This is a genomic window from Lysinibacillus sphaericus, assembly GCF_005217585.1.
In the GTDB taxonomy this organism is placed as follows: Bacteria; Bacillota; Bacilli; order Bacillales_A; family Planococcaceae; genus Lysinibacillus; species Lysinibacillus sphaericus.
This window is the reverse complement of the sequence record NZ_SZPT01000002.1, coordinates 725050-751095: the sequence shown is the minus strand read 5'-3', so window position 1 is coordinate 751095 and position 26046 is coordinate 725050. Positions and strand designations below refer to the sequence as shown.

Here is a 26046-nt window from a genome sequence, read left to right as displayed (position 1 = left end):
TAAGAATCAAACAAATCTTTCGTTTTTTCCTTTATTCAGTTCCCCAGCAAATACTTCTTCTGGAGTTTTAAATGAATTAACCTATTTTAAACTTGAAATTTATTGATTTCGTCTTGTAGCGTCATAGCACCTTCACTCATTGATTTCGACACAGAATTAATTTCGTGAATAGTTGCCGTTTCTTCTTCTACTGCGGCGGAAATCATTTCAGACTGTACAGTTACCTGCTCAGCAATAGATGATAATTCATTGATCGATGCAGCTACTTCTTCAGTGCTAGCAGAAATTTGTTGTGTAGAGGCAGATACCTCTTCTATATGAGAACTTATCTCTCCAATAGCATTTAGGATATCACCAAATGCAGATTGTGCATCCGCAATGTATGACACGCCTTCATCAACTTTTTGAACAGATACAGATACAGCTTTATCCACTTCTTTTGTATCTTGCTGAATAAGAGATGTTATGTTCACTATTTTGTTAGCAGATTCTTTTGATTCTTCCGCTAGTTTGCGAACCTCTTCAGCCACCACAGCAAACCCTTTTCCATGTTCCCCAGCACGAGCAGCTTCGATAGCAGCATTAAGTGCAAGAAGATTTGTTTGTTCTGAGATGTCTGTTATAACTTTTGTAATATTTTCTATTTCCGCTGATTGGATGGTTAGTTGTTTAATACGATTATTGGTATCATTGGAAGTTTGTTGAATAACAAGCATTTGACTTTCAACTGCTTGTAATATTTCGCCACCATTATTTGCAATCAATTGAGTGTCTGAAGCTTTGGTATTCAATATTTGCGTGGCTTCTGCAATACGTTGTACACCGTTGGCAGTTTCATCGAGAGTCATAGAGCATTCACGAGCATTAGATGAGGCTTGGCTTGCATTTAAGGCCATTTTTTCTACACGTTTAGCTACATCTTTCGAAGAATGAGATACTTCGTCTATACTAGCTGCTAGTTCTTCAGCAGAAGAAGTAGTTAGTTCCACATTTGTCGCCACATTATTTACTAGTTTATGTAAATTGTGTTTCATAAGATTAAATGAATCGGCTAATTTGCGAATTTCATCTTTAGTACTGACGTTTACATCTTCTTGATTTAAATTACCTTCAGCAATCGTTTTGGCAGAAGCCGCTAATTTGTTAACTGGGATCGTAATTGCACGAGTTAACACTAAAGCAATAAAAATAGCTGAAATAATTGAAATCGCAGAAATAACAATAATTAAAATGGAAGCAACTTTTGCAGATTTAGTGGAATTCGCCTGTACTTCTATCATTTTTTTAGTTTGAAAATCGACAATTTCTTTAATAGAGGATTGGATTGCTGAATTTGCTGGGCCTGCATTATTACTTAGAATATGTATAACTTCCTGTAAATTTTCACCGTTATAAATGTTTAAAATTTCTTGTGAAGCTGCGTTAAATTTTGCTTGATTCTCCTTTAGCGTTTGTATTTCTTTTTGTAATTGTTGTTCATTAAAAGTGCTCTCTAGTTCTGTAATTTCATCATTTATTAATTCTTTGTGAGATTCTAATTTTTCTAGTGTTGTGGGATTATCCGGCTCTAGTATATACGATCGAATGTAGTTTCCTTGAGATGAGGATGCATTCAAAATCTTATTCACTAGTATAGTTTTGTATACTCTATCTTCCAGTAAGAATGTATACTGGTTATTCAATTTGTTCATTTGGTAATAGGCTAATGATGAGCTAATGAGTAAAAATAAAATGATAGTTCCAAATCCTGCGTAAAGTTTGTTCCGTATTGACATAAGTTGTCCTCTCCAATTCCTAATAATGTTATAATCCTATCATTTTAATTTTAGAAATAAAGTTATAAAATGTTATTTTTTTGTTAAAAAATAGACAAGGAATAATGAAATGGCATTTTTATATTCTAATAATTTTAAAAATTAAATATATAGTGAATAATAAATTTTATTGAATGAACGATATAACATCACTTTAATTTCAATACTTGCAAGAAAAAAAGTTGGGTAATAGAGGTGAGGGATAAAAAGAATTGTTTTTTCTTTTATGTGTAAGAGGAGATAGAAACTGGTGGATTACATAACAAGGTGCACCGTGTAGCTCAAAAATGCAACTGGGGGAGGTTATCACTAACGTAACGGGGGTATTAAAAAGTTATTGCGAATGTAGTTGAATAAAAAACAAAAACCAAGTCATATGTCGTAGACTTGGTTATTTTTTATTTATACGCTTTTACTTTAAGATACTATTATTTTTTAAATTGTACTGCTCTCCCCAATCTCTCATTAGTTTAATTATAGGTTCAAGTGTTCGCCCGAACTCAGTTAGTGAATATTCTACTTTAGGCGGTACTTCTTTAAAGATTTCTCTATGAATTATTCCATCCTTCTCTAATTCACGAAGTTGTAACGTTAACATTCTTTGGGTAATATCGGGCATTAAGCGTCTAAATTCATTGAAACGCTTCTTTCCTGACATAAGATGATATAAAATAACACCTTTCCACTTTCCGCCGATTACGCCAAGTGTTGCTTCAACGGGACATCCATAGGCATCTGGACAAGCTGTATAAAGATTTAATTTACTGTCTGACATTTGAATATCTCCTAAGTAATTAGTATAAAAATTGATACTATCAAACAAAAATGTGCGTACTTACATAATAATAATCATTTAGCTTATTATAACAGACGTAAGGGAAATGATTAAAAATAAGTGATAAAGGAGTAATTTTCTTTATGAAAAAAATGAAAGCTGTAGGTTTACAACAATACTTACCTATTGATCATCCAGAGAGTTTATTAGATTTACAAATAGAAAAGCCAAGTGCGAAAGGCCGAGATTTATTAATTCGAGTAAAGGCGGTTTCAGTGAATCCTGTCGATTATAAAGTGAGATCTCCGAAAGACAAGTTTGAAGACATGCCAAAAATTTTAGGATGGGATGTGGCTGGGATTGTCGAAGAAGTAGGGCCATTATGCACACTGTTTAAACCAGGCGATAAGGTATATTATGCGGGAGATATAACACGTCCAGGTTGTAATAGTGAGTTTCATCTTGTTGATGAGAGAATTGTAGGTCATATGCCAAAGACATTAAATTTTGCGGAAGCTGCCGCATTACCATTGACTTCAATTACAGCATATGAGGCATTATTCGATAGAATGAAAATTAGTAGTTTTTCAAAGGATAATAAAAATAAAACCATTTTAATTATTGGTGCGGCTGGGGGAGTGGGCTCTATTGCAATCCAACTGGCTAAATGGGCTGGATTAACTGTTATAGGTACAGCTTCGAGACAAGAGTCACAAAATTGGGCAACAGCATTAGGTGTAGACTATACGATAAATCACTATGAGGACTTTGTTTCACAGTTAAATTTACTTAATATTGAAGCGGTTGACTATATTCTGTGTTTAAATTCCACAAATAATTATTGGACTAATATGGCTGAGGTCATAGCTCCACAAGGAACGATTTGTTCTATTGTGGAAACGGATGAACCACTTAATTTAACTTTATTAAAAAATAAAAGTGTAACGTTTGTTTGGGAGCTCATGTTTACTCGGTCGATGTATCAAACTGAAGATATGATAAACCAACATAAACTTTTAAATAGAATAGCTATTTTAATTGATAGTCATATTTTAAAAACCACAATATCTGAAATTCTCTATCCAATTAATGCGGAAAATTTGAGAAAAGCACACGCAATTCTTGAAAATGGAAAAACCATTGGGAAAGTAGTGGTTGAGGGGTTTGAATGATGGTTATGACTGGCTCCATCCCTTTCTTCGCATTCCGCAGTTCCTTATCAACATGGTCTGTTACTTCCTAATGGGCTTAATCGTACATTGTTTGACTGTTCATACAAATTTGTCAAAGTAGCGCCAATAGGGAGCTTGAATACACAAATATATTATATCGAACAATCTTTTTTCAAATATAAGGACTTCAGACCAATGTTGTTTGAAGTCCTTTTGTGTGTTAGAAAAGACGCATATCAACTGAGGTGTTTGTTTAAATAAGTTAGACTACTTCGAATGGACGCTTTCTACTCTATTCTTAACATATTTTTCTCATAAGATGAATACCTCATTTTGAATTCCCATAGGTAGAATGTTTTTATTGTGTAGTTTTACAATTTTAACAATTATAAAAAAATCAAAAAATTTGAGTATGAATCAGAAAAAAATATTTTCTATTAGGCCATAAATCAGTATTATTAAAAAGTAGAAAAAAGATAAATATTTAACTGGTAATTTTAGGTTAAAGAGTGGGGGACACGGATGAACAATCAAAAGCAATTTCAGCTATCGGTTGTATTACTTCTAGTAGTTACAATAAGTATCGTTCTATTTTTTGGGGGAAGTGCTAAAGCCGCTGCTTCTGATGTTTTGGATCAAGAGCAGACGAGTTATTCTAGTAATATTTGGGTTAATTCTGATTATCCACGCTATCAAACATTTACGCCTTTCTATTCTGGGCAACTAAGCAAGATTGATATTGGCATAATGGATCGTTTTGGTTCACCTGGAGCACTAAAAGTAAGTATTTACAAGGAAGGGGATTTATCGACACCCCTTGGCTCTGCACAATTAGCATCATTCGGCTCGGGTTGGACATCGGTTGATTTTTCAAGCATATTACCATATTTGACGAGGGAAACGATGTATCGAATGGTTGTTTCTACTGAAAACGGTGGCAGTGCTGGTTTTGGGTGGTTTACAAGTAACTATGATGCGTATTCAAGAGGGTACTCATCAGGGTTTGGAATAGATTTCACTTTCAAAACGTATATGATTCCTGATTACGCACTATCCCCAGCAGAGAGTCAAGTGACAATCAATAATACTAGCCTTGTAGCGGATGGGACAAGCCAGACGACTGTGACCATCCAGTTAAAAGATGCACAAGGAAATAACATTACTACTGGTGGGGAGACGGTAACGATTGCGTCATCAGTAGGAACGGTTAGTGCTGTGACGGATCATAACAATGGTAGCTATACGGCTACTCTAACTGCCCCGACGACAATTGGTACTGGTAGCATCAATGCAAGTGTCGGTGGAAGAACGATACCAACAACGGCTAGCGTGCAATTTGTCTCTGGTCCACCATCATTAGCAAAGAGCACCGTTACTGTTAACGATAGTTCGCTGCTCGCGGACGGAACAAGCCAGACGACTGTAACCGTGAAGTTGAAAGATGCGCAAGGAAATGATGTTACAACTGGTGGAGCGACAGTAAGTATATTGTCAACTCTAGGGATAATTGGTACCGTCACAACTCATAACAATGGTACCTATACAGCGACTCTAACCGCTCCTAGCACTGTTGGTACGAGTATACTCAGTGCAACTGTTAATGGCAATGCCATTGCCGCCACGACCAGTGTGCAATTCATTCCAAAACCTGCGCAAACGGTGGTCGCTTCGGTGGCATCGAATACGCCAACAGTAGGTTCCAATAATATGATTACGTTATCTGTAAAAAATGCACTGGGAGATATAGATACAACCTTTAATGGCATTAAAAACGTTACGATTTTGGGCTACAACCAAGCACCCAATGGGTCGTTTGGGAATGTAAATGGAGAGCCATTGACTTCATCAAGTCAAGTAGTCGCTATAGGCTTCACGAACGGAATAGCTACAGCGAATTTGAAATTGAATGCAGCAACGACACAGTCAATTGAGTTTAGCGTGTTAGGTGTAAACACAGCTAGTAGCAATTCGGTAACGATTACACCAGTTGCGGGAAGTGCGGCTAGCATGAAGGTGACGACAGCACTTAAAGCCCCCACAATGAATGGAGGATTATTTAGTCAACAACCTGTAGTGACACTTTATGATGCTTATGAAAATGTCAGTGTCAATGATTATACTAAAATTATTACTGTGGCGAAAAAAGACGCAGGCGCATGGACATTAACAGGGACGTTAACAGCGAAAGCAAATGCTGGAATCGTCAGCTTTTCTGATTTAGGATCAGTGAATTCAGCGAATGTTTCTGGCGCACAGTTGTCATTCGACGCAACAGGACTCGGTCAGATAACAAGCTCAGGTGTTACACTTTTGCCAAAACAATTAACGGTCAGCTTTGATGCAACCGGTGGTAGTCCAGTAGGAGACTTAACAATCTCTTATGACGAGAAAATCAATGCACCAACAACGCCAACGAAAACAGGTTATACATTTGCCGGTTGGTACAAGGATGCAACGTTGACTTCTGAGTGGGATTTTGCGGCCGAAACAGTGACAGAGGATACAACCCTGTATGGGAAATGGGACGCAAATAGCTATACGATGACGTTTCATACAAATGGGGGTACAGCGGTAGCCCCAATCTTAGCAACATATGGCGAAAAAGCAACAGCGCCAACAGCGCCAACAAAAACAGGTTATACATTTGCCGGTTGGTACAAAGATGCGACGTTAACTAACAAGTGGGATTTTGCGACCGAATCAGTGACAGAGGATACAACCCTGTATGGGAAATGGGACGCAAATAGCTATACGATGACGTTTCATACAAATGGGGGTACAACGGTAGCCCCAATCTTAGCAACATATGGCGAAAAAGCAACAGCGCCAACAGCGCCAACAAAAACAGGTTATACATTTGCCGGTTGGTACAAAGATGCAACGTTGACTACCGAGTGGGATTTTGCGACCGAAACAGTGACAGAGGATACAACCCTGTATGGGAAATGGGACGCAAATAGCTATACGATGACGTTTCATACAAATGGGGGTACAGCGGTAGCCCCAATCTTAGCAACATATGGCGAAAAAGCAACAGCGCCAACAGCGCCAACAAAAACAGGTTATACATTTGCCGGTTGGTACAAAGATGCGACGTTAACTAACAAGTGGGATTTTGCGACTGAAACAGTGACAGAGGATACAACCTTGTATGGTAAGTGGGCAATCAATAGTTATACGGTGACCTTTAACACAAATGGTGGAACTACCGTAGCGCCCGTCACTATAACATATGATAAAAAAATAACGAAACCGGCAGCACCAACAAAGGTAGGTCATACGTTTGCGGGCTGGTATAAGAGCGATACTTTGACAACACAATGGGATTTCCTAATAGATGTGGTGACAAAAGATACAGCGCTCTATGCAAAATGGTTTGTAAATAGTTCATCTGGTAGTGATGGTCAATCTTCGACACCAACAACGCCGTCCGTTCCAGAGAATCCAAAAACGCCATCAAATGAACCAAGTAATCCTGTGGAAACGCCACATACTGAGCCATCAAAACCAGAGACGGAGGCGCAAGACATTATTTTCTCTGATGTTCCGAAAACGCATTGGGCTTGGGAGATGATTCAGGATATGACGAGAAAAGGAATTATTACTGGCTATCCCGATAAAACATTTCGTCCGAATGATTATATTAAACGTCAGCATATTGCCGTTATGTTTACGCGTGCTTTTGAGCTAGAAGCAATACGTGAGACGGTATCATTTAAGGATGTTTTGCCGAGTCATCCATATTATGAAGCTATTACGAAATTATATCAGGCAGGGATTGTCGATGGTTCAAATGGAGAATTTCATCCAGATGCCTTTCTGACACGTGCACAAATGGCTAAAGTGCTTGTAGAAGCGTTACAGCTAACACCCAATGGTATAAGCCATTTTAAAGATGTGCCACCGACACATTGGAGTTACAACTATATAGCGACCTTACAACAAGAAGGAATTGCATTAGGGGATGATGGCTATTTTAAACCGAATGATCCTCTGACACGTGCACAATTTGTTGCATTGATGTACCGAGCAATGAATCGCTAATCGAAAAAGCACATCTTTTCACTTTTTACATAAGTGAGAAGATGTGCTTTACTAATGATTAAGATTTAATATGATAGTTTTAGAGGACCTGTTTATTGAGGGAAATAGTGGCATAAAAGCGTTTTTAGTTGGAATATTCATTATTTAAACAATTTAAACTTTGTAAATGAAGATATTCATATGCAAACAATCGGTGCATAACAATTCATTAAAATTCATTTTGGTACGTATGATAACATTGGCTTTATTCACCATATCTAAAAGTAACGTGATTATCGTACACCTTTTTTGACTAACAAATTGAGGCAATGATAGGTACAGAATAGCGCGATGAGCCTTTTAGTCGTCTAGATTTGGTATGATATATGTAGCATAAGATTCTAGGTAATCGATAAGGTTATTCAGTGGAACATATTGTAATAAGTTTGCTTTGGCAACAGGCTTTCCACCTTAATTGATAGCTTGCTAACAATATTAAAAAATCTTACAGGTAGAAAATGAGTGAAGTCGATGTCTTACGAAAATAAAATACTACAAATGAAAAAAATGCTCGGAAAAAAGGTGCAACAACCAGTTGCCAATGAGCAATCAACGTATCAAAAGCCGGTTATACCAAACTATGTGAATCAGTGGGAGAAAGCTGGTCTTACGCGTATCGATAATGAGTTTGGTATTGTTTTTAAGCGACAAGTACATTATCCTTTCCATTATCAGCACGGTCATTATCCATTACAGTCATTTTTTGACGCGCTAATTAAATGGCAATCCGCTGATTTTGATCATCCTTATGCATTAGATGTGGACGAAAATGTCCTGTTTTTTGATACAGAAACAACAGGATTAAAGGGTGTTGGAACACAAATTTTTCTTCTTGGTTTTTTAGAAGTGACCAAACACGATTTTGTATTAACACAATATGTCTTAGCTGATCCAGCACATGAAGCAGCCTTGCTGTTTGAGTCAAGGCTTTGGCAAAAAACAGCGACAATTATTACGTATAATGGCAAAAGCTTTGACTGGCCACAGCTAGAAACACGTTGGACACTCAACCAAAAAGTTTTACCTAAACTTCGTACCCAGCGCCAAATCGATTTATTGCATAGCTCGAAGCGATTATGGAAAAATGATATGGAGCGGTTGAAACTAAAATCAGTAGAAGAAGAAAAGCTTGGTTTCTCACGCGTTGGGGATATCCCAGGACACTTAGCGCCAATTATTTACTTAGATGCTGTGAAAAGTGGTGTGCCAGATGCACTTATGAAGGTACTTGTTCATAACGAGTGGGATTTGTTGTCGCTCATTACCTTGTATGTTCATTCCACTTACTTATTATTTGAACAATCGAGTGATGAATCAGCCAATACTTACACGAATATTGGGAAATGGTATGCTGATTTAAAGAAACGTCCACAAAGTGTTAACGTTTTAGAAAAGGTAACAGCTCAATTTGATGCGCGTGAAGCGGGAAATGCCCAATTTTATCTTGCTATGCAACTTAAAAAAAATAAGCAGTATAGCAAAGCTGTTGATGCCTTCGTTGCTTCACTCCATTTTATAGAGCCACGAAAAAAGTTGCAGGCACTAGAACAACTAGCCATAATCTATGAGCATCACTTAAAAGATATGAAACAGGCCCTTGTTTATACATTAGAAGGCATACAACTGATTACTTCGACTGAGGATTGGCGAATGGAACAAAAACAAAAATGGGAAATTTCTTGGGAAAAGAGATTGCACAGATTAGGAAATAAGCAATAATTTCCCGGGGAAGCGCAAGAAACGACAAGTTTAGCCTTACAATTAATGTTTGCAGACGATATAATGTTATGAAATATGCTATAATGAATTCGTGTATGTAGTGCGAGGAAGGGCGATGTGTATGGACATTAAATTAACTTCAAAAATGATTCTTGAAAAGGAATTTAAGAAAAATTTTAAAGGCTATAATGTAGAAGAGGTCGATTCTTTTCTTGATGAAATTATTCAAGATTATGAATCGTTTGAAAAAGTAGTTGCTCAATTAAGAGAAGAGAATAGACAACTAAAAGAAGAAATCGAGAATACACCAAAGAGACAACCACAACCAGCCGCATCCGCAGCGGGTACAACCAACTTTGATATTCTAAAACGTCTTTCAAATTTAGAAAAACATGTATTTGGTAGTAAACTTTACGAATAATTTTTATCATTTACATTGTATTTATCATAAAAGTCTAGTATAATCTTCGTATCATCATGAAATTCGAGTAATCGCTGCGGCGCTAGACGTCGTAGAGGAAAGTCCATGCTCACACGGTTCTGCGATGGCCGTAGTGTTCGTGCTTACTGAAAAAATAAGGTAAGGCAGCTTAAAGCTGACGGCGGAAGGAAGACCTAAGTCTATTGGATATGGTCGACACTTCCTGAAAGTGCCACAGTGACGAAGCTTGTTTGGAAACATACAAGGTGGAACGAGGTAAACCCCACGAGTGAGAAACCCAAATTATGGTAGGGGCACTCTCTTGAAGGAATTGAACGGATAGAGGGACAGAGTTCGCTCTGTAGATAGATGATTACTACCCGGTCGTACGAGGCGTAAGCTGTTTGAGTACTCGGGAACAAAACATGGCTTATTGAATTTTTTGATGCTTATCTACGAAATAACAAGCGCTCTCCAATTCGGTGGAGAGCTTTTCTTTTGAACTAATAAAAGAAGTAACTGTTACTTAACGATGTCTAGTCATACGCGATATAGGCCTGAGGTAATATGAATACCATGGATTGTGCCTTTGTCGATACGCTTCGAAGTTATAACATCACCGTTATCGTATGAACGCGACATACATACCTACTAAATGAGTAGGAACGCGCTTTTCTAAAAATAAGGGTAGTATCGATAAATAGGATGGAGCGGAAATATGGGCGGAGTAATTACTAATCTGGATAAGATTAATTCGATTTCTAAATACCCCACTTCCTTACTGAAGAAAATTTTTGAAAATGTATCTGAAGGCATTATGATTACGGATAAACATAAAAAAATAGAGATGGTTAATCCAGCATTTGAATTCGTTACAGGCTATAAACGCGATGAAGTGATAGGAAAAACGCCCGCGGTATTGCAGTCAGGTGTACATGAGTTATCATTCTATTTGACAATGTGGGAAAAGATACGACAAGAAGGAATATGGCAAGGGGAAATTTGGAATCGTCGTAAAACAGGAGATGTGTATCCTGAATGGTTAACAATTGTTAGCATAACGAATGATAGTGGAGAAATTACTAACTATTGTGGCATTTTCTCAGATTTATCTGAAAGAAAAATAGTAGAAAATGAACTAGAAAAACGTTTGTTAACGGATTCATTAACAGATGTATCGAATCGATTTGCTTATATTGAGAGAATGGATAGCTTACTGGAATCGTCTTCTACTATTTCTCATTCAGTACAGCATGCTGTCTATTTCTTGGATTTGGACAGATTTAAACAAATAAATGATACTTTAGGGCATGCGGTGGGAGATACGATTCTGATAGAAGCAGCAAGACGTATTCAAACATTGCTCAAAAACAAAGATATCATTGCAAGATACGGTGGAGATGAATTTATCGTCACATTGACGAATGTAAAAAATGTTCGCGAAGCAGCAAAATTTGCAGAGCAAATTATTGCTATAATGGAACAGCCAATGAACATTAATGGACAAGAAATTTTTGTTTCAACAAGCATTGGCGTAAGTATGTATCCGGCTGATGGCGAAACATCCGAGCAACTTATTACTTGTGCAGATAAGGCGATGACCTATTCCAAAAAGAATGGTCTTAACGGCTATTCGTTTTATTTTGATGAATTACAAACAGACACGCAACGCGTTCTTTTGTTAGATTCTGAATTGCGTAGAGCGATTGAAAATCGTGAATTTGAGTTGCATTTCCAACCTAAAATTATGTTGGAAAACGAACATATACAAGGACTAGAGGCGCTTGTTCGCTGGAATAATGAGCGACTTGGCTTTGTATCGCCTGCTGAATTTATTCCTTATGCGGAAGAAACGGGCCTTATCATTCCTTTAAGTGAAGTAATTATTGAGAAAGCATGTGAAGCTGCAGCTAAGTTACAACAATTTGGTCGCAAAATACCGATTGCTATCAATATTTCGAGCATTCATTTTAAACAGCAAAACTTTTTAGAGTCCATTCAAACAATATTAGAACGTTATAACACCTCTGCCAATAATTTTGAAATAGAGGTTACAGAACGCACTGTCATGAATAGTGCAACGGAAACGGTAAGCAAGCTTGTCCGTCTAAAGCAGCTTGGCTTTAAAATCTCTATTGATGACTTTGGTACAGGCTATTCATCATTGAGCTATTTAGTTCGATTCCCACTCGACTGTTTAAAAATCGACCGTAGTTTTATTCAGCATATTTGCTCGCTTGATGAAAAACAGGCAGTTGTAGATGCTATTATTCAAATGTCACATCGTCTAAAAATGAAAGTTGTAGCAGAAGGTGTAGAACAAGCGCAACAAGTGGATATACTACGGAAAATGAACTGTGATATTATCCAAGGCTATTATTACAGCAAACCGTTACCACTTCCCGAATTGCTGGAGTATATTGAGTATTGGGAAATTGAACATCAAGGAAGGAAATAATGTATGGCAAACTATAAATTAGTCGCAACAGCTGCAATGGGCTTAGAAGCGATTGTAGCACAAGAAGTACAGGCACTCGGTTATAAAACGACAGTCGAAAATGGCAAAGTTTATTTTGAGGGTGATGAAACGGCCATTGCTCGTGCCAACTTATGGTTACGTGTAGCAGATCGAGTGAAAATTGTTGTAGGACAATTTCCTGCAAAGTCTTTTGAACAATTGTTTGAAAGTGTAAAGGCACTACCATGGGAAAAATATTTACCGGTGGATGCATCTTTTCCTGTTTCAGGGAAATCAGTAAAGTCTAAATTATTTAGTGTGCCAGATTGTCAAGCGATTACCAAAAAAGCAATCGTAGAACGCATGAAGCAACACTACAAACGCCTTGGTTTTTTAGATGAATCAGGTGCAACATACAAAATTGAAGTTTCAATCTTAAAAGATGTGGCTACACTTACTATTGATACTTCTGGCGCTGGCTTACATAAGCGTGGCTACCGACAAGCGCAAGGGGAAGCACCGCTAAAAGAAACATTAGCCGCTGCACTTGTTCAGATTTCTAAATGGAATCCGAACCGTCCGTTTGTCGATCCATTTTGTGGTTCAGGTACAATTGCCCTAGAAGCAGCAATGTATGGACAAAATATCGCACCAGGCTATAATCGAGAATTTATTTCGGAAAGTTGGCCGTGGATGAAAGCGAAAATTTGGGATGCTGTGCGAGATGAAGCGGATAGTATAGCCAACTATGACCAACCACTTGAAATTTTTGGATCAGATATTGACCATCGCATGGTAAGTATTGCACAAGAAAACGCGCTAGAAGCAGGTTTTGGGGATATTATTACGTTTAAACAAATGCAAGCTCGTGATTTTACAACACAGCTAACAGATGGTGTAATGATTGGGAACCCTCCATATGGAGAGCGTATCGGCGATGTAGAAGTTGTAGAGCAAGTCATTCGTGATTTAGGACAAGTCATGAAAAACTACCCAACTTGGTCGGTATATATGCTATCCTCCATGAAAAACTTCGAAGAATTATACGGTCGTCAAACAACGAAAAAACGTAAATTATTCAATGGTTTTATTGAAACAAATTATTATCAATATTGGGGACAAAAGTCCAAGAGAGACTAACTAGAATAACGGAAGATAAGATTTTTTCTTATCTTCCGTTTCGTCGCGTATAATAGGAACAGATTGTATGAGGGGGAACGTCAATTGCGTAAATCTTTACCATTTGCATTAACGAAGGATCGCTCGTTTTTCGAGTCATTAGGTGACTGGATGGGCGATGTCCTTTATGATGAATTACCAGAAAAAGGATTTGAATGCCGTGATGAGCAAATTTTCATGGCCTATCAAATTGAACAGGCGTTAAAAGAAAAAAATGTGTTATTTGCTGAAGCTGGAGTAGGAACAGGAAAAACGATTGCCTATTTACTGCCGGCTGTATCCTATGCACGCTATACAGGTAAACCAGCGCTAATTGCCTGTGCAGATGAAACATTAATCGACCAGCTCGTGAAAGAGGGCGGCGATATTTATAAATTACAAAAAACACTCGGTTTAGAAATTGATGTCCGTTTAGCAAAATCACGTGATCAATATTTATGCTTAAAGCGTTTCGAAGAAGCAGAAAAAGTCGAAACGGATGAGTGGATCGATGATATTGCTTTTTCAATTCCCGATGGTGTCTATGCACAAGGCTCGATGATTGCAGTGCAACCATATGGTGATCGCAGTGATTATCCAACGGTTAGTGATGAAGATTGGCATAAAGTGAATTATAATGCGATTATGCAATGTTCAGTATGTGATTTGCGTAATCGCTGTGGTCAAACATTACATCGTGCACATTATCGTAAATCAACGGATTTAATTATTTGCTCGCAAGACTTTTTAATGGAGCATTTAGCAACGAAAGAGTCCCGTGAACGTGAAGGGCAGTTAGCGTTACTTCCCGAAGTATCAATGATGGTGCTAGATGAGGGGCATTTATTGGAATATGCGGCGCAAAGAGCAATGACATATAAGGTGCAGGCAACGACGATTGTTCCTCTGTTAGAGCGTTTAATGGTAGATGGAGTACGTGAACGAACTTTGTATGCAATGGAAAAATTGCAAGACGATCACGAACTATTTTTCGATCAGTTGCGTGATGATATTGTGGCGTCTGAGGAAGAACGGAAGCGTATTAATAAATCTGCGACACTTTTAAAGTATGGTAAACAATTGATTGCCGATGTAGATGTACTACTAGAAGAATTTGTTTTTGAATCAGAAATGTATATGATTCCAGAGTATGAGTTAAATATGGCAGAGGAATATTTAGAGCAATATCAAGCGTCACTTCGCATTTTTACTGCACAAGGCGATGCTGTTGATTGGTTAGAGGAAACAGATGGTGAAGAAACATTAGTTATTATGCCACGACTGATTACAGAAGTTTTAGAAGAAAAGTTATTCTCAAAAAAGCTTCCAATCGTATTTTCTTCTGCAACATTATCCGTCAATAAGGATTTCTCCTATATTGCTTATAGTCTTGGTATCCATAATTACCAATCTTTCTCAGTTCCATCACCGTTTGATTACGAAGCAGTGATGAGAATTTATTTACATGAGCTATCTCAAAATAATAAAACAGCCCGTGTCCAACAATTGTTACGAGACGGTGAGAAAACATTAATATTATTCAAATCAAAACAAGCGATGTTAAACTTTAAAGCAGAATTACCACTAATGGAGCGAATGTATGTGGCGTTTGAAGGAGATCGTGAACTATCAGCTATTGTTCGTGATTTCCAAGAAGGTACAGTAAAAACACTATGTTCGTACCATTTATGGGAAGGTTTAGATTTGCCAGAAGAGGCGCTAACACGTGTGATAATATATGACTTACCTTTCCCACCACATGATCCATTATTTGACGCGAAACGGACGTTTGCTGAAAATCCGTATGAAGAAGTAGAGTTACCATTTATGCAATTGCGTTTGCAACAAGGAATGGGACGATTAATTCGCACATCGAATGATCATGGCGATATTCATATATTGTTAAATGAGGAAGAAGCGAAACAGCAGAAAACATTTGAAAATATTTTAGCAGTGACACCAGAAATAAAGTAAAAAAAGGCAAGTTTACCATTGGCGTAAACTTGCCTTTTTGCTATTTTAAAATAATAATTATTGTGCCGCTTTTAGAGATTGTCGAAAAAAGTGTTGAATATTTCTGTTTTAAACTATATAGTTCTTTGTAATGCAATGAATTTTATTAAATATAAAAATTTTTCTTCTTGAAAATAATTTTGCAAAAGGTTTATAATGATGACAAGAAATTTAAAGGAATAGTCACAATCACTGTTGAGTATTCTATGATAGGGGGTGGACCTGTCGAGCATTCAATCGTTGTGTAGTAAATATACAAGCTTATCAGGTAAGGATATCGAGAAGTTAGTAGAAATTGAAACTACACTATCTTATTATGCTGAGTTGACAGATTGCTATATGTTCATAGATTGTATGATGGAAAATTTACCACATGCAATTGTTGTAGCAGAGGCATTCCCTACAAAAGAAATTGGTTTATATGAAAAATCAGTGATTGGAAAATTTGTCTTTGAAAGCTTCGAGCCAGCAGTATTTGCAGCTTTTAAACATAAAGAAAGATCATCCATTTCGAGAGCAATCACACAGGAAGGTCTAACTGTAGAACAAAACGTTGTCCCCCTCTTTAATGATGATGGACAGGTTATCGCCGTGTTGATTCAAGAAAAAAAGGTTAAGATGCAAACTGCACCAAAGGATGATTTTCAAAATATGCCTTTTGCATTAATTGAGCATATTGTCGAACCCAACGCGCAGCCAATTCCAGTTGTGTCTGATTTATTAGTAGAGTCAATTATTCTGACAAATCATGAAAATAAGGTCATTTATAGCAATCCTGCAGGATACCGATTTATAACGGAACTTTCAGGACTAGAAAATTTCGATAATGTTGCTTTGGATAAAATATTACCTTTTTTACAAGAGGTCTATGATAAAGGCGATGATGTCTTTTTCTTAGAAATTACAATTGATCGTAAATCTTTTATTGTGAAAAAAATTCCTATCCGCAGTCAAAATGATAAAGTGACACTGCTTATTATTCATGATCTAACAGAGCTAAAGCTGAAAGAAAATGAACTGATGATGAAAACATTTGCTATACGGGAAATTCATCATCGTGTAAAAAATAATTTACAAACGGTTACAAGCCTATTGCGACTGCAAATGCGCAATGACCTAGCGGCTTCAAATGCAAGTGCTTTTCAGGAAGCATTAAATCGCATTTATAGTATTTCTTCTGTTTACGAACTTATTTTAGAAAATGAGGATAATGCGGAAGAAAAAGTGGATGTTATCGCTTTGTCTAAAAAAATAGGGTATAAAATGGTTGGCACTTCTCATACAGCAGCCATTCAATTAATCTTCCATCACGATGAACTACAGCTATATTGTCATTCTAAAAAGGCGGTTTCACTCGCATTAATTATTTGTGAGTTATTACAAAATGCTTTAAAGTATGCTTTTATTGATCGTGAGGAAGGAACAATTGATATAAAATTTCTTCAGGATGCATCTTCTATTTCACTTCATATTTCCGACAACGGCGTTGGGATGCAAGAGGTGAAGGCATCTTTTGGAATGGAGATTATTACAAGACTTGTTGAATATGATTTAGCTGGCACATTTACAATTATCCCTAGTGAACAAGGTACACATACTCAAATTCAGTTTCCTGTAAGTGAGGAGGTATTTATCCTAAATGACTAGGAAAGTTATGATTGTCGAAGATGAATCACTTATTGCAATTGATTTGAAGTTTATGCTAGAAGATAATGGTTACGAAGTAGTAGCACAGGCAAATAATGGCGAATCTGCGATTGAACTAGCTTATACACATAAGCCTCAGCTGATACTAATGGACATCAAAATGCCGAAGCTAGATGGACTAAAGGCGAGTAAAATTATTGAACAGCAGCTCGGTATACCAGTGCTTTTTATATCTGCTTATAGTGAAAAAGAATTGTTATTATACATGAAACAGGATAATATTTTAGGGTATGTTATGAAACCGTTTTCTGAGAAAAATGTCCTACCAGCGTTGGAAGTGGCGTTTCATCAAATCGATAAATTTAACCGTTTAAACGGAGAATTATTGCATAAGCAAAGCGAGATAGAAAAGCGAAAAGTCATCGAACGAGCGAAAGGTTTACTGATGCAAGTAGAAAATCTTAGTGAAGACGAGGCATATAAAAAAATTCGCAATGAGAGTATGCAAAGTCAACAGGAAATGGTAACAATTGCAAAACGAATTATAAATACATTACAAGTAAATAGATGAAGCAAAGACGCTTTAAAGAGAATTTTTCTTTAATGCGTCTTTTTTTTATATATATTTATCAAAATCAAAGGGGGGATAAGTAGGATGGCAATGATAGGAACGATCATCGTTTATATTATTATGATTTGTGCAGTTTTAGGTGCAATCGGAGCGATTCGAGATGCAGAGTATGGAATTGGTAAAGAATTTATGAATGGACTCCATACAGTAGGTCATATTTTTGTACCAGCGGCAGGAATCATGGCAGCTATACCTTACTTAACGTGGTTTATTAGTCATTTTATTAGTCCGATTTTTGAATTGATTGGAGCTGACCCAGCAATTGCAGCTACAGCAATTTTAGCGTCGGACATGGGGGGATATCAATTAGCAAATGCTTTAAAAGAGTCGTATGAAGGATGGGTGATGGCGCTTGTCGTTGGTTTTATGTCAGGTGCAACCATTGTATTCTCGATTCCAATGGGGCTTGCGATGTTAGACAAGCGTGATCATAAGTATATGGCATTAGGCATTATGGCAGGCGTATTAACGATTCCGATTGGTGCATTTATTTCGTCGATTATGATTGTGATGTTTAACACAGAGGTTCGTGAAGTGATTAGTACAACATCTGCACCAACCTATGTGTTTGCCATTTCTATTTTACAAATATTACTTAATTTATTACCGTTATTTATTTTTGTTATCTTAATTGCGTTAGGGCTAAAGCTTATCCCGAATGGCATGATCAAAGGGTTTATGATTTTCGGTCGTGTGATGGATGCAGGTATTAAGCTTGTGCTTGTATTCTCTATTGTCGAAATTTTCACAGGCATTTTTACTAAGATTTTTGGGGCATGGGGCTTTGATCCCATCATGGCAGATAGTGTAGACCAATTCCGTGCATTAGAAACGGCCGGTTATATCGGTATTATGTTAGCGGGTGCATTCCCAATGGTGTACTTAATAAGAAAATATGCTTCTAAACCGCTTGAAACAGCAGGGAAGAAATTAGGTCTTTCTTCAGTAGGAAGCGCAGGGATTTTAGCGACAAGTGCTAATATTTTGGCCATGTTTACACTTGTTCGTCAGATGCCACCAAAAGATAAAGTAATCAACATTGCTTTCGGGGTTTGTTCAGCATTCCTGTTAGGCGACCATTTATCTTTTACGGCTAATTTCCAACCAACCATTATATTGCCTGTTATAGCAGGGAAGCTGTTAGCAGGGGTGCTTGCCATTATTTTAGCTTACAAGCTATCAGTACCGACCGCATTAAAACTAGAACAAGAGGATCGTAAGGCAGGCATTATTAAAGAGGGAGAATATTTAACAGATCAAAAGTCTTGATAGAAAGAGGTGATGAAATGTGAGTGAGGAAAAGAAACGTTTTATTCAGGAGTTTGTGCCGGGTAAGCAACTAACATTGAGTCATCTTATTGCAAATCCTGATCCAGATATGTTTCAAAAACTTGGTATACAAGAAGCAGGTGCGCTCGGCATTATGACTTGTACACCGAGCGAAACAGTTATTATTGCTGGGGATTTAGCAACAAAGGCAGCCAATGTAAAACTAGGTTTTTTAGACCGTTTTACAGGTAGTCTCGTTATTGTTGGCAGTGTATCTGAAGTAGAAATGGCGATGTTGGAGATTAATCGTTTTTTATCGGAAATGCTCGGTTATACGCCATCTAAAATAACGAAGTCATAGGATGTGTCAAATGAAAAATCGAGTAATGATAATAGGTGGTGTGCAAGCTGGTAAATCAACGCTAATGAATGCGTTATTAGGCAAAGATGGACAAGCTATTAAAACTCAAGCACTCGTATTTGATGACTGGATTGTTGATACACCTGGAGAATATATAGAAAATCCAATGTACTACAGGAATATTATGGCAACATCACTTGAAGTAACACATGTGATTTATTTGCAAGATGCCACGTCATCAAGGAGTGTTTTTCCTCCGCAGTTTAGCTTGGGTATACCCAAAATTCAAATTGGTGTCATTACCAAAATTGATGCACCCCTTGCAGATGTAGAAAGAGCAACAGCATTGTTAAAAAATGTGATGACGCACGGTCCAATTGTGAAAACATCAGCATGGCAAAAGCAGGGCATTGAGTTGATTGCACCACTTATTCAACTGCGGTCAGACGAAGAAATTCGCCAGTTTGTCAAGGACCGTGATAGTCCCTATCTCATATATTGCCCATAGTGGCATAGAGGAGGTATAGGTTGAAGACAGAAAAAATTTATAGTGCAGGCATTGATATTGGGACAAGTACAACAAAGATGGTTGTCAGTAGTTTTCTGTTGAAAAATGTTGCTGGTGTGACCCATGTGCCACGAATAGAAATTATTGAAAAAACGGTGTTGCATCAAAGTCCTATTATTAAAACACCTTTTGTTACGAAAGACATTATTGATATGGAACAAATAGAAAAATTTATATTTCAGCAATATCAATTGGCTCAAATTTCACCAGCGGATATTTCAACAGGCGCCATTATTATTACAGGTGAATCTGCTACGAAAGAAAATGCTAGGGAGGTTGTCCATACCCTTGCAGATGCAGCTGGACAGTTTTTAGTTGCCACTGCTGGTCCGGATTTAGAAGGGATTATTGCTGCAAAAGGGGCGGGGACTGTGCAACAGTCCAAAAACACAGCTAAAGTAATTGCCAATATAGATATTGGTGGCGGTACGGCAAATATTGCAGTGATGCAGTTCGGTGAAGTGATCGGCACATGCACCTTACATGTTGGCGGTAGATTAATCGAATTTCAGCATGGCAAAGTCTATTCTATCTCACCTCCTATAAAGCAATTAATGAAGCATTGGTCTAATCCATTACAAGTAGGTGACTCTGCAGAAGACGTGCGCGTTGCACAACTTATTCAAGAAATGGCGGACTTTTTAGCTAACACGTTAAGCGGACAACTACAAGATGCACAACATCCATTATTGTTAGGACATTTACCAAATTGGCATAAGCCTGTGGATGCAATCGTTTTTTCAGGTGGTGTAGCTTCTTGCATTTATGATCATGATTGTTCGCAGCGCCAATATGATGATATTGGTGAAAAACTAGCGAACATGCTTTTACAACATGAGCAACTTCAAGCGTTTTTATGGCTACAGCCGCAGGAAACTGCTCGCGCTACAGTAACTGGAGCAGGAACCCAAACAACCGAAATTAGTGGTGCAACGATTCAAGTTGATGCGGATGTATTACCGTTAAAAAATATTCCTGTATTTAATTGCTCAGGTGTAGCAACGAAAGCGTTTGATCAAATCGTGAAGACAGCAGTGGACAGAGCAGATGCACTTTTTTCACTGGATGATCACCGCGCACCCTTTGCACTTTATTTTAGTGAGTTACCGTATTTAAGTTTTGAAGATGTCCATGCATTGTGCGAGGCCATTTTACGATACTTAGGAACAAGAAGCTCCAAGGACATACCAATTATCATAGTCATTCAATCAGATTATGCAAAGGTCATAGGGCAAACGCTACAAGCCATTAATCCAACAGTTCCTATACTATGCATTGATCAAATTAAAGTAGAAACAGGCGATTACATTGACATTGGGGAAGTGCTACCTTCTGGTGTTGTCCCCATTGTAGTGAAAACACTTGCTTTCCACTCAAAGTAAGGAGGATGAACGTGAATCTATCGGTGATATTTGGTGGAGAAAAATATAATTTTCAGTCATTAAAAGATGTGATGGCTAAGGCCAATGAGGAAAAATCAGGAGATCAGCTAGCAGGGATTGCTGCTGAATCTGTCCAACAACGAATTGCAGCAAAAGCTGTTTTAAGTGAATTGTTAGTCAAGGATATACGCGAGAATCCGCTAGTTCCACCTGAAAATGATGAAGTGACACGCATTATTGAAGGCGATATTAATGAACAAATATATGGCGAAATAAAAAACTGGAGTATTGAACAGCTTCGAGAATACATTTTATCGAATGATACAGGTGATCGAGAGTTAAAACGTTTAAGTAAAGGCATGAATTCAGAAGTAATTGCAGCCGTTACGAAATTGATGTCTAACTTAGATCTTGTTCATGCAGCCAATAAAGTAGAAATCTTATCAACTTGCAATATTACGATAGGGCAAAAGGGTACGCTTTCTTCAAGACTACAGCCGAACCATCCAACAGACAATATCGATGGCATTATTGCCTCATTAAAAGAGGGATTGTCCTATGGAATCGGTGATGCAGTTATCGGCATTAACCCAGTAGATGATTCGGTCGAAAGCGTTAAAAAGGTGTTACAGGCGACAAAAGAATTTATTACTGATTGGTCGATTCCAACGCAGAACTGTGTATTGGCTCATATTACAACACAAATGAAAGCCATTAAGCAAGGAGCTCCTGCCGATATGATTTTCCAAAGTATTGCAGGGACAGAAATTGCAAACCGTTCGTTTGGCATTTCTGCTGACTTAATTCGAGAAGCAGAGGAACTCGTGAAGAAACAGGGAACGGGAACGGGCCCAAATTTATTTTACTTTGAAACTGGGCAAGGTTCCGAGCTCTCGGCTGAAGCACATATGGGCATAGACCAAGTAACACTCGAATCACGCAACTATGGATTTGCTAGACATTTTAATCCGTACATAGTCAACACAGTTGTTGGCTTTATTGGCCCTGAATATTTATATAACAACAAGCAAGTCATTCGGGCAGGGTTAGAAGATCATTTTATGGGTAAAATGCACGGCATTCCTATGGGCGTGGATATTTGTTACACCAATCATATTAAGGCTGACCAAAATGATGTGGAAGATTTAAGTGTGTTACTAACTGCAGCTGGTGTCAACTTTATTATTGCGGCACCGATGGGAGACGATATTATGCTGAACTATCAGTCTATGAGCTTCCATGATGTTGCAACATTACTCCAAACATTTGGTAAAACACCAGCACCTGAATATTTAGCTTGGTTAGAAAAAATGGGCATTTACGAAAATGGTCGTCTTTCAGCTAGAGCTGGCGATTTATCGATATTTGAAAGGTAGGTGAGACCATTGAATGAACAGCTAGTATCCATGATTACACAGCTTGTGATGGAGAAAATGACCAATACATCGGGCACTTCTTCAGAAACAGCTCCACCAGCTGAAGAACAAAAACAACCATTAATTAAATTTTATGATAGTGCGGCTAAGCATACAGAAGAACTATCAAGTCCACAGGCAACATCAGATCAATCGTTAATTAAGCTTTACCAAACAGCTTCAACAAAGGATTATTCGCAAAATACTACTAATTATGATGTTTCCACAACTGTAGAAACGGCGAAGGCTTTTCAATTTGAAGAGCATAATGTATCAGAAAGTGTGCAAGCAGCTAAAAAGCATACACCTGCAAGAATTGGTGTTGGTAGAGCGGGGACAAGACCAAAAACAAAAACTTGGTTGAAATTCCGACTCGATCATGCTGCTGCAGTAGATGCAGTGTATGGAGAAGTGACAGAAGCACTATTACAAAAACTGAATGTCTTCCAAGTAACAACAAAAGTAACGGATAAAGAAGAATACATTACGAGACCTGATTTAGGTCGCCGCTTATCTGATGAAGCGAAGACACTTATTCAATCAACATGTAAAGCACGCCCAACCGTGCAAATTATTATTTCCAACGGCTTAAGTGCGAGTGCGATTGAAGAAAATGTCCAAGATGTATATTTAGCATTACAACAAAGTCTTACCAATTTAAATATTGAAATAGGCACTACTTTTTACATCGATAAAGGGCGTGTAGCGCTTATGGATGAAATTGGCGAGCTATTGCAAGCAGAGGTCATTGTTTACTTAATTGGTGAACGTCCTGGTCTAGTGTCAGCAGAGTCGATGAGTGCGTATTTATGTTATCAGCCGAGAATAGGTACGGTTGAAGCAGATCGAATGGTCATTTCCAACATTCATAAAGGTGGTATTCCTCCATTAGAGGCAGGAGCTTATTTAGGAACTGTCGTGCAAAAAATATTGCAATACAAGGCAAGTGGCGTAAACCTTGTCGCAAAAGAAGGTTAGGGGGAACAAGCAATGCATCCTCATAAAATTATGGCTGATATTTTGGCTATGCAGATGATTCCTAGAGTGAATAGAGACTTGGCAGCACAGCTTGCGTTGAAGCCAAATCAGCATAGCATTGGGCTAGTCACACTAACCATTGATGATGTCGGATATGTGGCTTTAGATGAAGCGACAAAAAAAGCAGATGTGGAAGTGGTTTATGCAAAAAGCTTCTATGCAGGAGCGGCTCATGCGTCAGGACCATTATCTGGTGAAATGATTGGCATTATAGCGGGTAGCTCCCCAGATGAAATTCGCAGTGGGCTGGAGGCAATTGAGCAAAAGGTGCAATTTGATACGTATTTCGAAGCCATTAATAATAATGAAAACCATGCACTTTTTGCGCATACTGTGGCAAGCTGTGGCAGCTATTTAGCACAGTTAGCAGACGTTAAGATTGGCACTGCGCTCGCTTATTTAATCGCACCACCACTTGAGGCGGTTGTCGGTTTAGATGCCGCTTTAAAGGCAGCAGATGTAGAGCTAAAACTATTTTTTGGACCACCTTCCGAAACCAACTTTGGTGGTGGCATAGTTAGCGGCAGTCAGTCTTCCTGCCAAGCTGCTGCAGATGCATTTAGAGAAGCAATTGAACATGTTGCGAGAAATCCGGTTATTTAGAAAGGAGGCGGCTTTATGGCGACATTAGATAAAGACTTATTAGCCATTCAGGAAATGAGAGACGCTGTTAGTCAAGCAAATGCAGCACAAGCGGCCTATATGCAATATTCCCAACAACAAGTGGATAGTATTGTGAAGGCTGTTGCGGATGCCGCATTTAAAGAGGCAGAACGATTAGGCAAAATGGCTGTCGAAGAAACAGGGATGGGTATCCAAAATCATAAAAAAATGAAAAATGAAGTAGCGTCTAGAGATGTATATGAAGATATTAAAGATTTAAAGACAGTTGGCGTGATTGGCACAGATCGACTAAAGAAAGTAACAGAGATTGCTAGTCCATTTGGCGTTATCGCAGGAATTGTGCCAACAACAAATCCTACATCTACAGCCATTTTTAAAACGCTTATTTCTTTAAAAACGAGAAATGGCCTTGTGTTAAGCCCGCATCCATATGCCGTTAAATGTACAAAGGAAGCTTTAGATATTTGTAGAGTTGCGGCAGAAAATGCTGGTGCGCCAGAAGGGTTGTTACAATGTTTAACAATGTCTTCAATGGAAGCGACACAACAATTAATGAAACATCCACAGATTCACTTAATTTTAGCAACGGGCGGTGGGGCGTTAGTCAAAGCGGCATATAGCTCTGGAAAACCAGCTTATGGGGTAGGTCCTGGCAATGTACCAGCTTACATCGAAAAATCAGCCAATATTCAAAAAGCCGCACGTCAGCTAGTGCAAAGTAAATCCTTTGATAATGGCACCATTTGTGCGACAGAGCAGGCCATTATTGTGGATAAAGTGATAGCTGAACAAGTTTTAGCAGAATTAAAGAAACAGCATGCTTATATATTGAATGCTGAAGAAAAATTAAAGATGGAAAAGTTAATATCTCCTGTTCCTGGCAAAGTGAATCCACAAATTGTTGGAAAATCAGCGGTGAGTTTAGCACATTCTATCGGCATTATGGTGCCAGAAGAGACGAAAGTACTTGTTGGGTTGGAGACAATGATTGGAAAAAACATTCCATTTTCACTAGAAAAGCTATCACCAATATTTGCTTTCTACACAGTAGAGGATAGCACAGAGGCCAAACAAGTAATGATTGATCTACTGAATATTGGAGGACGGGGACATTCTTGTTCTATTCATACGGAAAATACAGCGCTAGCAGAGCAGTTTTCGCTTGATTTACCAGTGTCGCGTATTGTTGTGAACACGCTATCTTCAATTGGTGCGGTTGGTGGTACGACTGGATTAGCACCATCCTTTACATTAGGTTGTGGGACATTTGGTGGTAATATTACGTCCGATAACATTACAGCTAGACATTTATTAAATATTAAGCGCATGGCTTATGGCATGAAAGATGTAGAGGTGCCAGCTCCGGAATTTGATTTACATCCGGTGGTAGAAAATATAAAGGCACAAGCACCATCATTGGATACAAAAGTGGTGCAACAAATTGTTGATCAAGTTTTAAAGCAAATTACATTACAAACTAAATAATTGGAGGAATGAC

Annotated in this window: 19 protein-coding genes and 1 other RNA gene; 18 read left to right on the top strand and 2 right to left on the bottom strand. The window is 38.0% G+C overall.

All coding sequences use genetic code 11. The annotated features are described in order from the left end of the window. Nucleotides 1-86 precede the first annotated feature (86 nt). Both FC748_RS09285 and FC748_RS09280 read right to left on the bottom strand, forming a co-directional pair. Nucleotides 87-1775: a methyl-accepting chemotaxis protein gene (locus FC748_RS09285; protein ID WP_024363370.1), complete on the bottom strand. Its 1689-nt coding sequence runs from the start codon at nucleotides 1773-1775 to the stop codon at nucleotides 87-89. Between the two features lie 451 nt (nucleotides 1776-2226). Beyond that, nucleotides 2227-2589, bottom strand: coding sequence for a winged helix-turn-helix transcriptional regulator (locus FC748_RS09280; RefSeq protein ID WP_108030477.1), 363 nt, complete (start codon nucleotides 2587-2589; stop codon nucleotides 2227-2229). A 152-nt stretch (nucleotides 2590-2741) separates the two neighbouring features. Here FC748_RS09280 and FC748_RS09275 point away from each other — a divergent pair, with 152 nt between their 5' ends. The 18 genes from FC748_RS09275 to FC748_RS09190 all read left to right on the top strand — a co-directional run bounded on the left by FC748_RS09275 (nucleotide 2742) and on the right by FC748_RS09190 (nucleotide 26033). Further along, on the top strand, nucleotides 2742-3761 hold the full coding sequence (locus FC748_RS09275) for a zinc-binding alcohol dehydrogenase family protein (protein WP_024363371.1): 1020 nt from the start codon (nucleotides 2742-2744) through the stop codon (nucleotides 3759-3761). A gap of 522 nt (nucleotides 3762-4283) precedes the next feature. Next, a complete protein-coding gene (locus tag FC748_RS09270) occupies nucleotides 4284-7805 on the top strand; it encodes an InlB B-repeat-containing protein (RefSeq protein WP_108030478.1) in 3522 nt (1173 codons plus the stop codon). A gap of 510 nt (nucleotides 7806-8315) precedes the next feature. Then, a complete protein-coding gene (locus FC748_RS09265; protein WP_108030479.1) occupies nucleotides 8316-9563 on the top strand; it encodes a ribonuclease H-like domain-containing protein in 1248 nt (415 codons plus the stop codon). 121 nt (nucleotides 9564-9684) lie between these two features. Beyond that, nucleotides 9685-9984: a cell division regulator GpsB gene (gene gpsB, locus FC748_RS09260; RefSeq protein ID WP_024363374.1), complete on the top strand. Its 300-nt coding sequence runs from the start codon at nucleotides 9685-9687 to the stop codon at nucleotides 9982-9984. Nucleotides 9985-10043: 59 nt separating this feature from the next. Continuing rightward, nucleotides 10044-10422: RNase P RNA component class B (gene rnpB, locus FC748_RS09255), an RNA gene on the top strand. A 280-nt stretch (nucleotides 10423-10702) separates the two neighbouring features. Continuing rightward, nucleotides 10703-12442, top strand: a complete 1740-nt coding sequence (locus tag FC748_RS09250) for a sensor domain-containing protein (RefSeq protein ID WP_024363375.1) — start codon at nucleotides 10703-10705, stop codon at nucleotides 12440-12442. A 3-nt stretch (nucleotides 12443-12445) separates the two neighbouring features. Next, nucleotides 12446-13582, top strand: coding sequence for a THUMP domain-containing class I SAM-dependent RNA methyltransferase (locus tag FC748_RS09245; protein WP_024363376.1), 1137 nt, complete (start codon nucleotides 12446-12448; stop codon nucleotides 13580-13582). An 84-nt stretch (nucleotides 13583-13666) separates the two neighbouring features. After that, nucleotides 13667-15574 carry an ATP-dependent DNA helicase gene (locus FC748_RS09240; RefSeq protein WP_108030480.1) on the top strand — a complete coding sequence of 636 codons (1908 nt, stop codon included), beginning with the start codon at nucleotides 13667-13669 and terminating at the stop codon, nucleotides 15572-15574. Between the two features lie 279 nt (nucleotides 15575-15853). Further along, nucleotides 15854-17260, top strand: coding sequence for a histidine kinase N-terminal domain-containing protein (locus tag FC748_RS09235; RefSeq protein WP_024363378.1), 1407 nt, complete (start codon nucleotides 15854-15856; stop codon nucleotides 17258-17260). Then, nucleotides 17253-17831 (top strand): ANTAR domain-containing response regulator, encoded by a 579-nt coding sequence (locus FC748_RS09230; RefSeq protein WP_024363379.1) that lies wholly within the window; start codon nucleotides 17253-17255, stop codon nucleotides 17829-17831. Before FC748_RS09235 ends, FC748_RS09230 begins: the two co-directional genes overlap by 8 nt. Nucleotides 17832-17915: 84 nt before the next feature. Beyond that, nucleotides 17916-19160 carry an ethanolamine utilization protein EutH gene (eutH, locus tag FC748_RS09225; protein ID WP_024363380.1) on the top strand — a complete coding sequence of 415 codons (1245 nt, stop codon included), beginning with the start codon at nucleotides 17916-17918 and terminating at the stop codon, nucleotides 19158-19160. Nucleotides 19161-19179: 19 nt separating this feature from the next. Next, nucleotides 19180-19521 carry an ethanolamine utilization microcompartment protein EutS gene (gene eutS, locus FC748_RS09220; protein WP_024363381.1) on the top strand — a complete coding sequence of 114 codons (342 nt, stop codon included), beginning with the start codon at nucleotides 19180-19182 and terminating at the stop codon, nucleotides 19519-19521. Between the two features lie 10 nt (nucleotides 19522-19531). After that, on the top strand, nucleotides 19532-20029 hold the full coding sequence (locus FC748_RS09215; protein ID WP_024363382.1) for a EutP/PduV family microcompartment system protein: 498 nt from the start codon (nucleotides 19532-19534) through the stop codon (nucleotides 20027-20029). A 20-nt stretch (nucleotides 20030-20049) separates the two neighbouring features. Further along, the gene (locus tag FC748_RS09210; protein WP_024363383.1) at nucleotides 20050-21471 is read left to right on the top strand and encodes an ethanolamine ammonia-lyase reactivating factor EutA; all 1422 of its coding nucleotides are present in this window, start codon (nucleotides 20050-20052) and stop codon (nucleotides 21469-21471) included. 5 nt (nucleotides 21472-21476) lie between these two features. After that, nucleotides 21477-22847 (top strand): ethanolamine ammonia-lyase subunit EutB, encoded by a 1371-nt coding sequence (locus tag FC748_RS09205; RefSeq protein ID WP_029747306.1) that lies wholly within the window; start codon nucleotides 21477-21479, stop codon nucleotides 22845-22847. 9 nt (nucleotides 22848-22856) lie between these two features. Further along, nucleotides 22857-23864, top strand: coding sequence for an ethanolamine ammonia-lyase subunit EutC (gene eutC / locus FC748_RS09200; RefSeq protein ID WP_025219165.1), 1008 nt, complete (start codon nucleotides 22857-22859; stop codon nucleotides 23862-23864). Between the two features lie 12 nt (nucleotides 23865-23876). Beyond that, nucleotides 23877-24527, top strand: coding sequence for an ethanolamine utilization microcompartment protein EutL (gene eutL, locus FC748_RS09195; protein WP_024363386.1), 651 nt, complete (start codon nucleotides 23877-23879; stop codon nucleotides 24525-24527). Between the two features lie 15 nt (nucleotides 24528-24542). Further along, nucleotides 24543-26033 (top strand): aldehyde dehydrogenase family protein, encoded by a 1491-nt coding sequence (locus tag FC748_RS09190; RefSeq protein ID WP_024363387.1) that lies wholly within the window; start codon nucleotides 24543-24545, stop codon nucleotides 26031-26033. Nucleotides 26034-26046 lie beyond the last annotated feature (13 nt).

Coding starts and splice junctions, on each gene's coding strand:
- FC748_RS09215 (WP_024363382.1), top strand. CDS start 19,532: ATGAAAAATCGAGTAATGATAATAGGTGGTGTGCAAGCTGGTAAATCA.
- FC748_RS09230 (WP_024363379.1), top strand. CDS start 17,253: ATGACTAGGAAAGTTATGATTGTCGAAGATGAATCACTTATTGCAATT.
- eutH (WP_024363380.1), top strand. CDS start 17,916: ATGGCAATGATAGGAACGATCATCGTTTATATTATTATGATTTGTGCA.
- eutL (WP_024363386.1), top strand. CDS start 23,877: ATGCATCCTCATAAAATTATGGCTGATATTTTGGCTATGCAGATGATT.
- FC748_RS09275 (WP_024363371.1), top strand. CDS start 2,742: ATGAAAGCTGTAGGTTTACAACAATACTTACCTATTGATCATCCAGAG.
- gpsB (WP_024363374.1), top strand. CDS start 9,685: ATGGACATTAAATTAACTTCAAAAATGATTCTTGAAAAGGAATTTAAG.
- FC748_RS09190 (WP_024363387.1), top strand. CDS start 24,543: ATGGCGACATTAGATAAAGACTTATTAGCCATTCAGGAAATGAGAGAC.
- FC748_RS09265 (WP_108030479.1), top strand. CDS start 8,316: ATGTCTTACGAAAATAAAATACTACAAATGAAAAAAATGCTCGGAAAA.
- FC748_RS09280 (WP_108030477.1), bottom strand. CDS start 2,589: ATGTCAGACAGTAAATTAAATCTTTATACAGCTTGTCCAGATGCCTAT.
- FC748_RS09205 (WP_029747306.1), top strand. CDS start 21,477: ATGAACGTGAATCTATCGGTGATATTTGGTGGAGAAAAATATAATTTT.
- FC748_RS09250 (WP_024363375.1), top strand. CDS start 10,703: ATGGGCGGAGTAATTACTAATCTGGATAAGATTAATTCGATTTCTAAA.
- FC748_RS09245 (WP_024363376.1), top strand. CDS start 12,446: ATGGCAAACTATAAATTAGTCGCAACAGCTGCAATGGGCTTAGAAGCG.
- FC748_RS09285 (WP_024363370.1), bottom strand. CDS start 1,775: ATGTCAATACGGAACAAACTTTACGCAGGATTTGGAACTATCATTTTA.
- FC748_RS09270 (WP_108030478.1), top strand. CDS start 4,284: ATGAACAATCAAAAGCAATTTCAGCTATCGGTTGTATTACTTCTAGTA.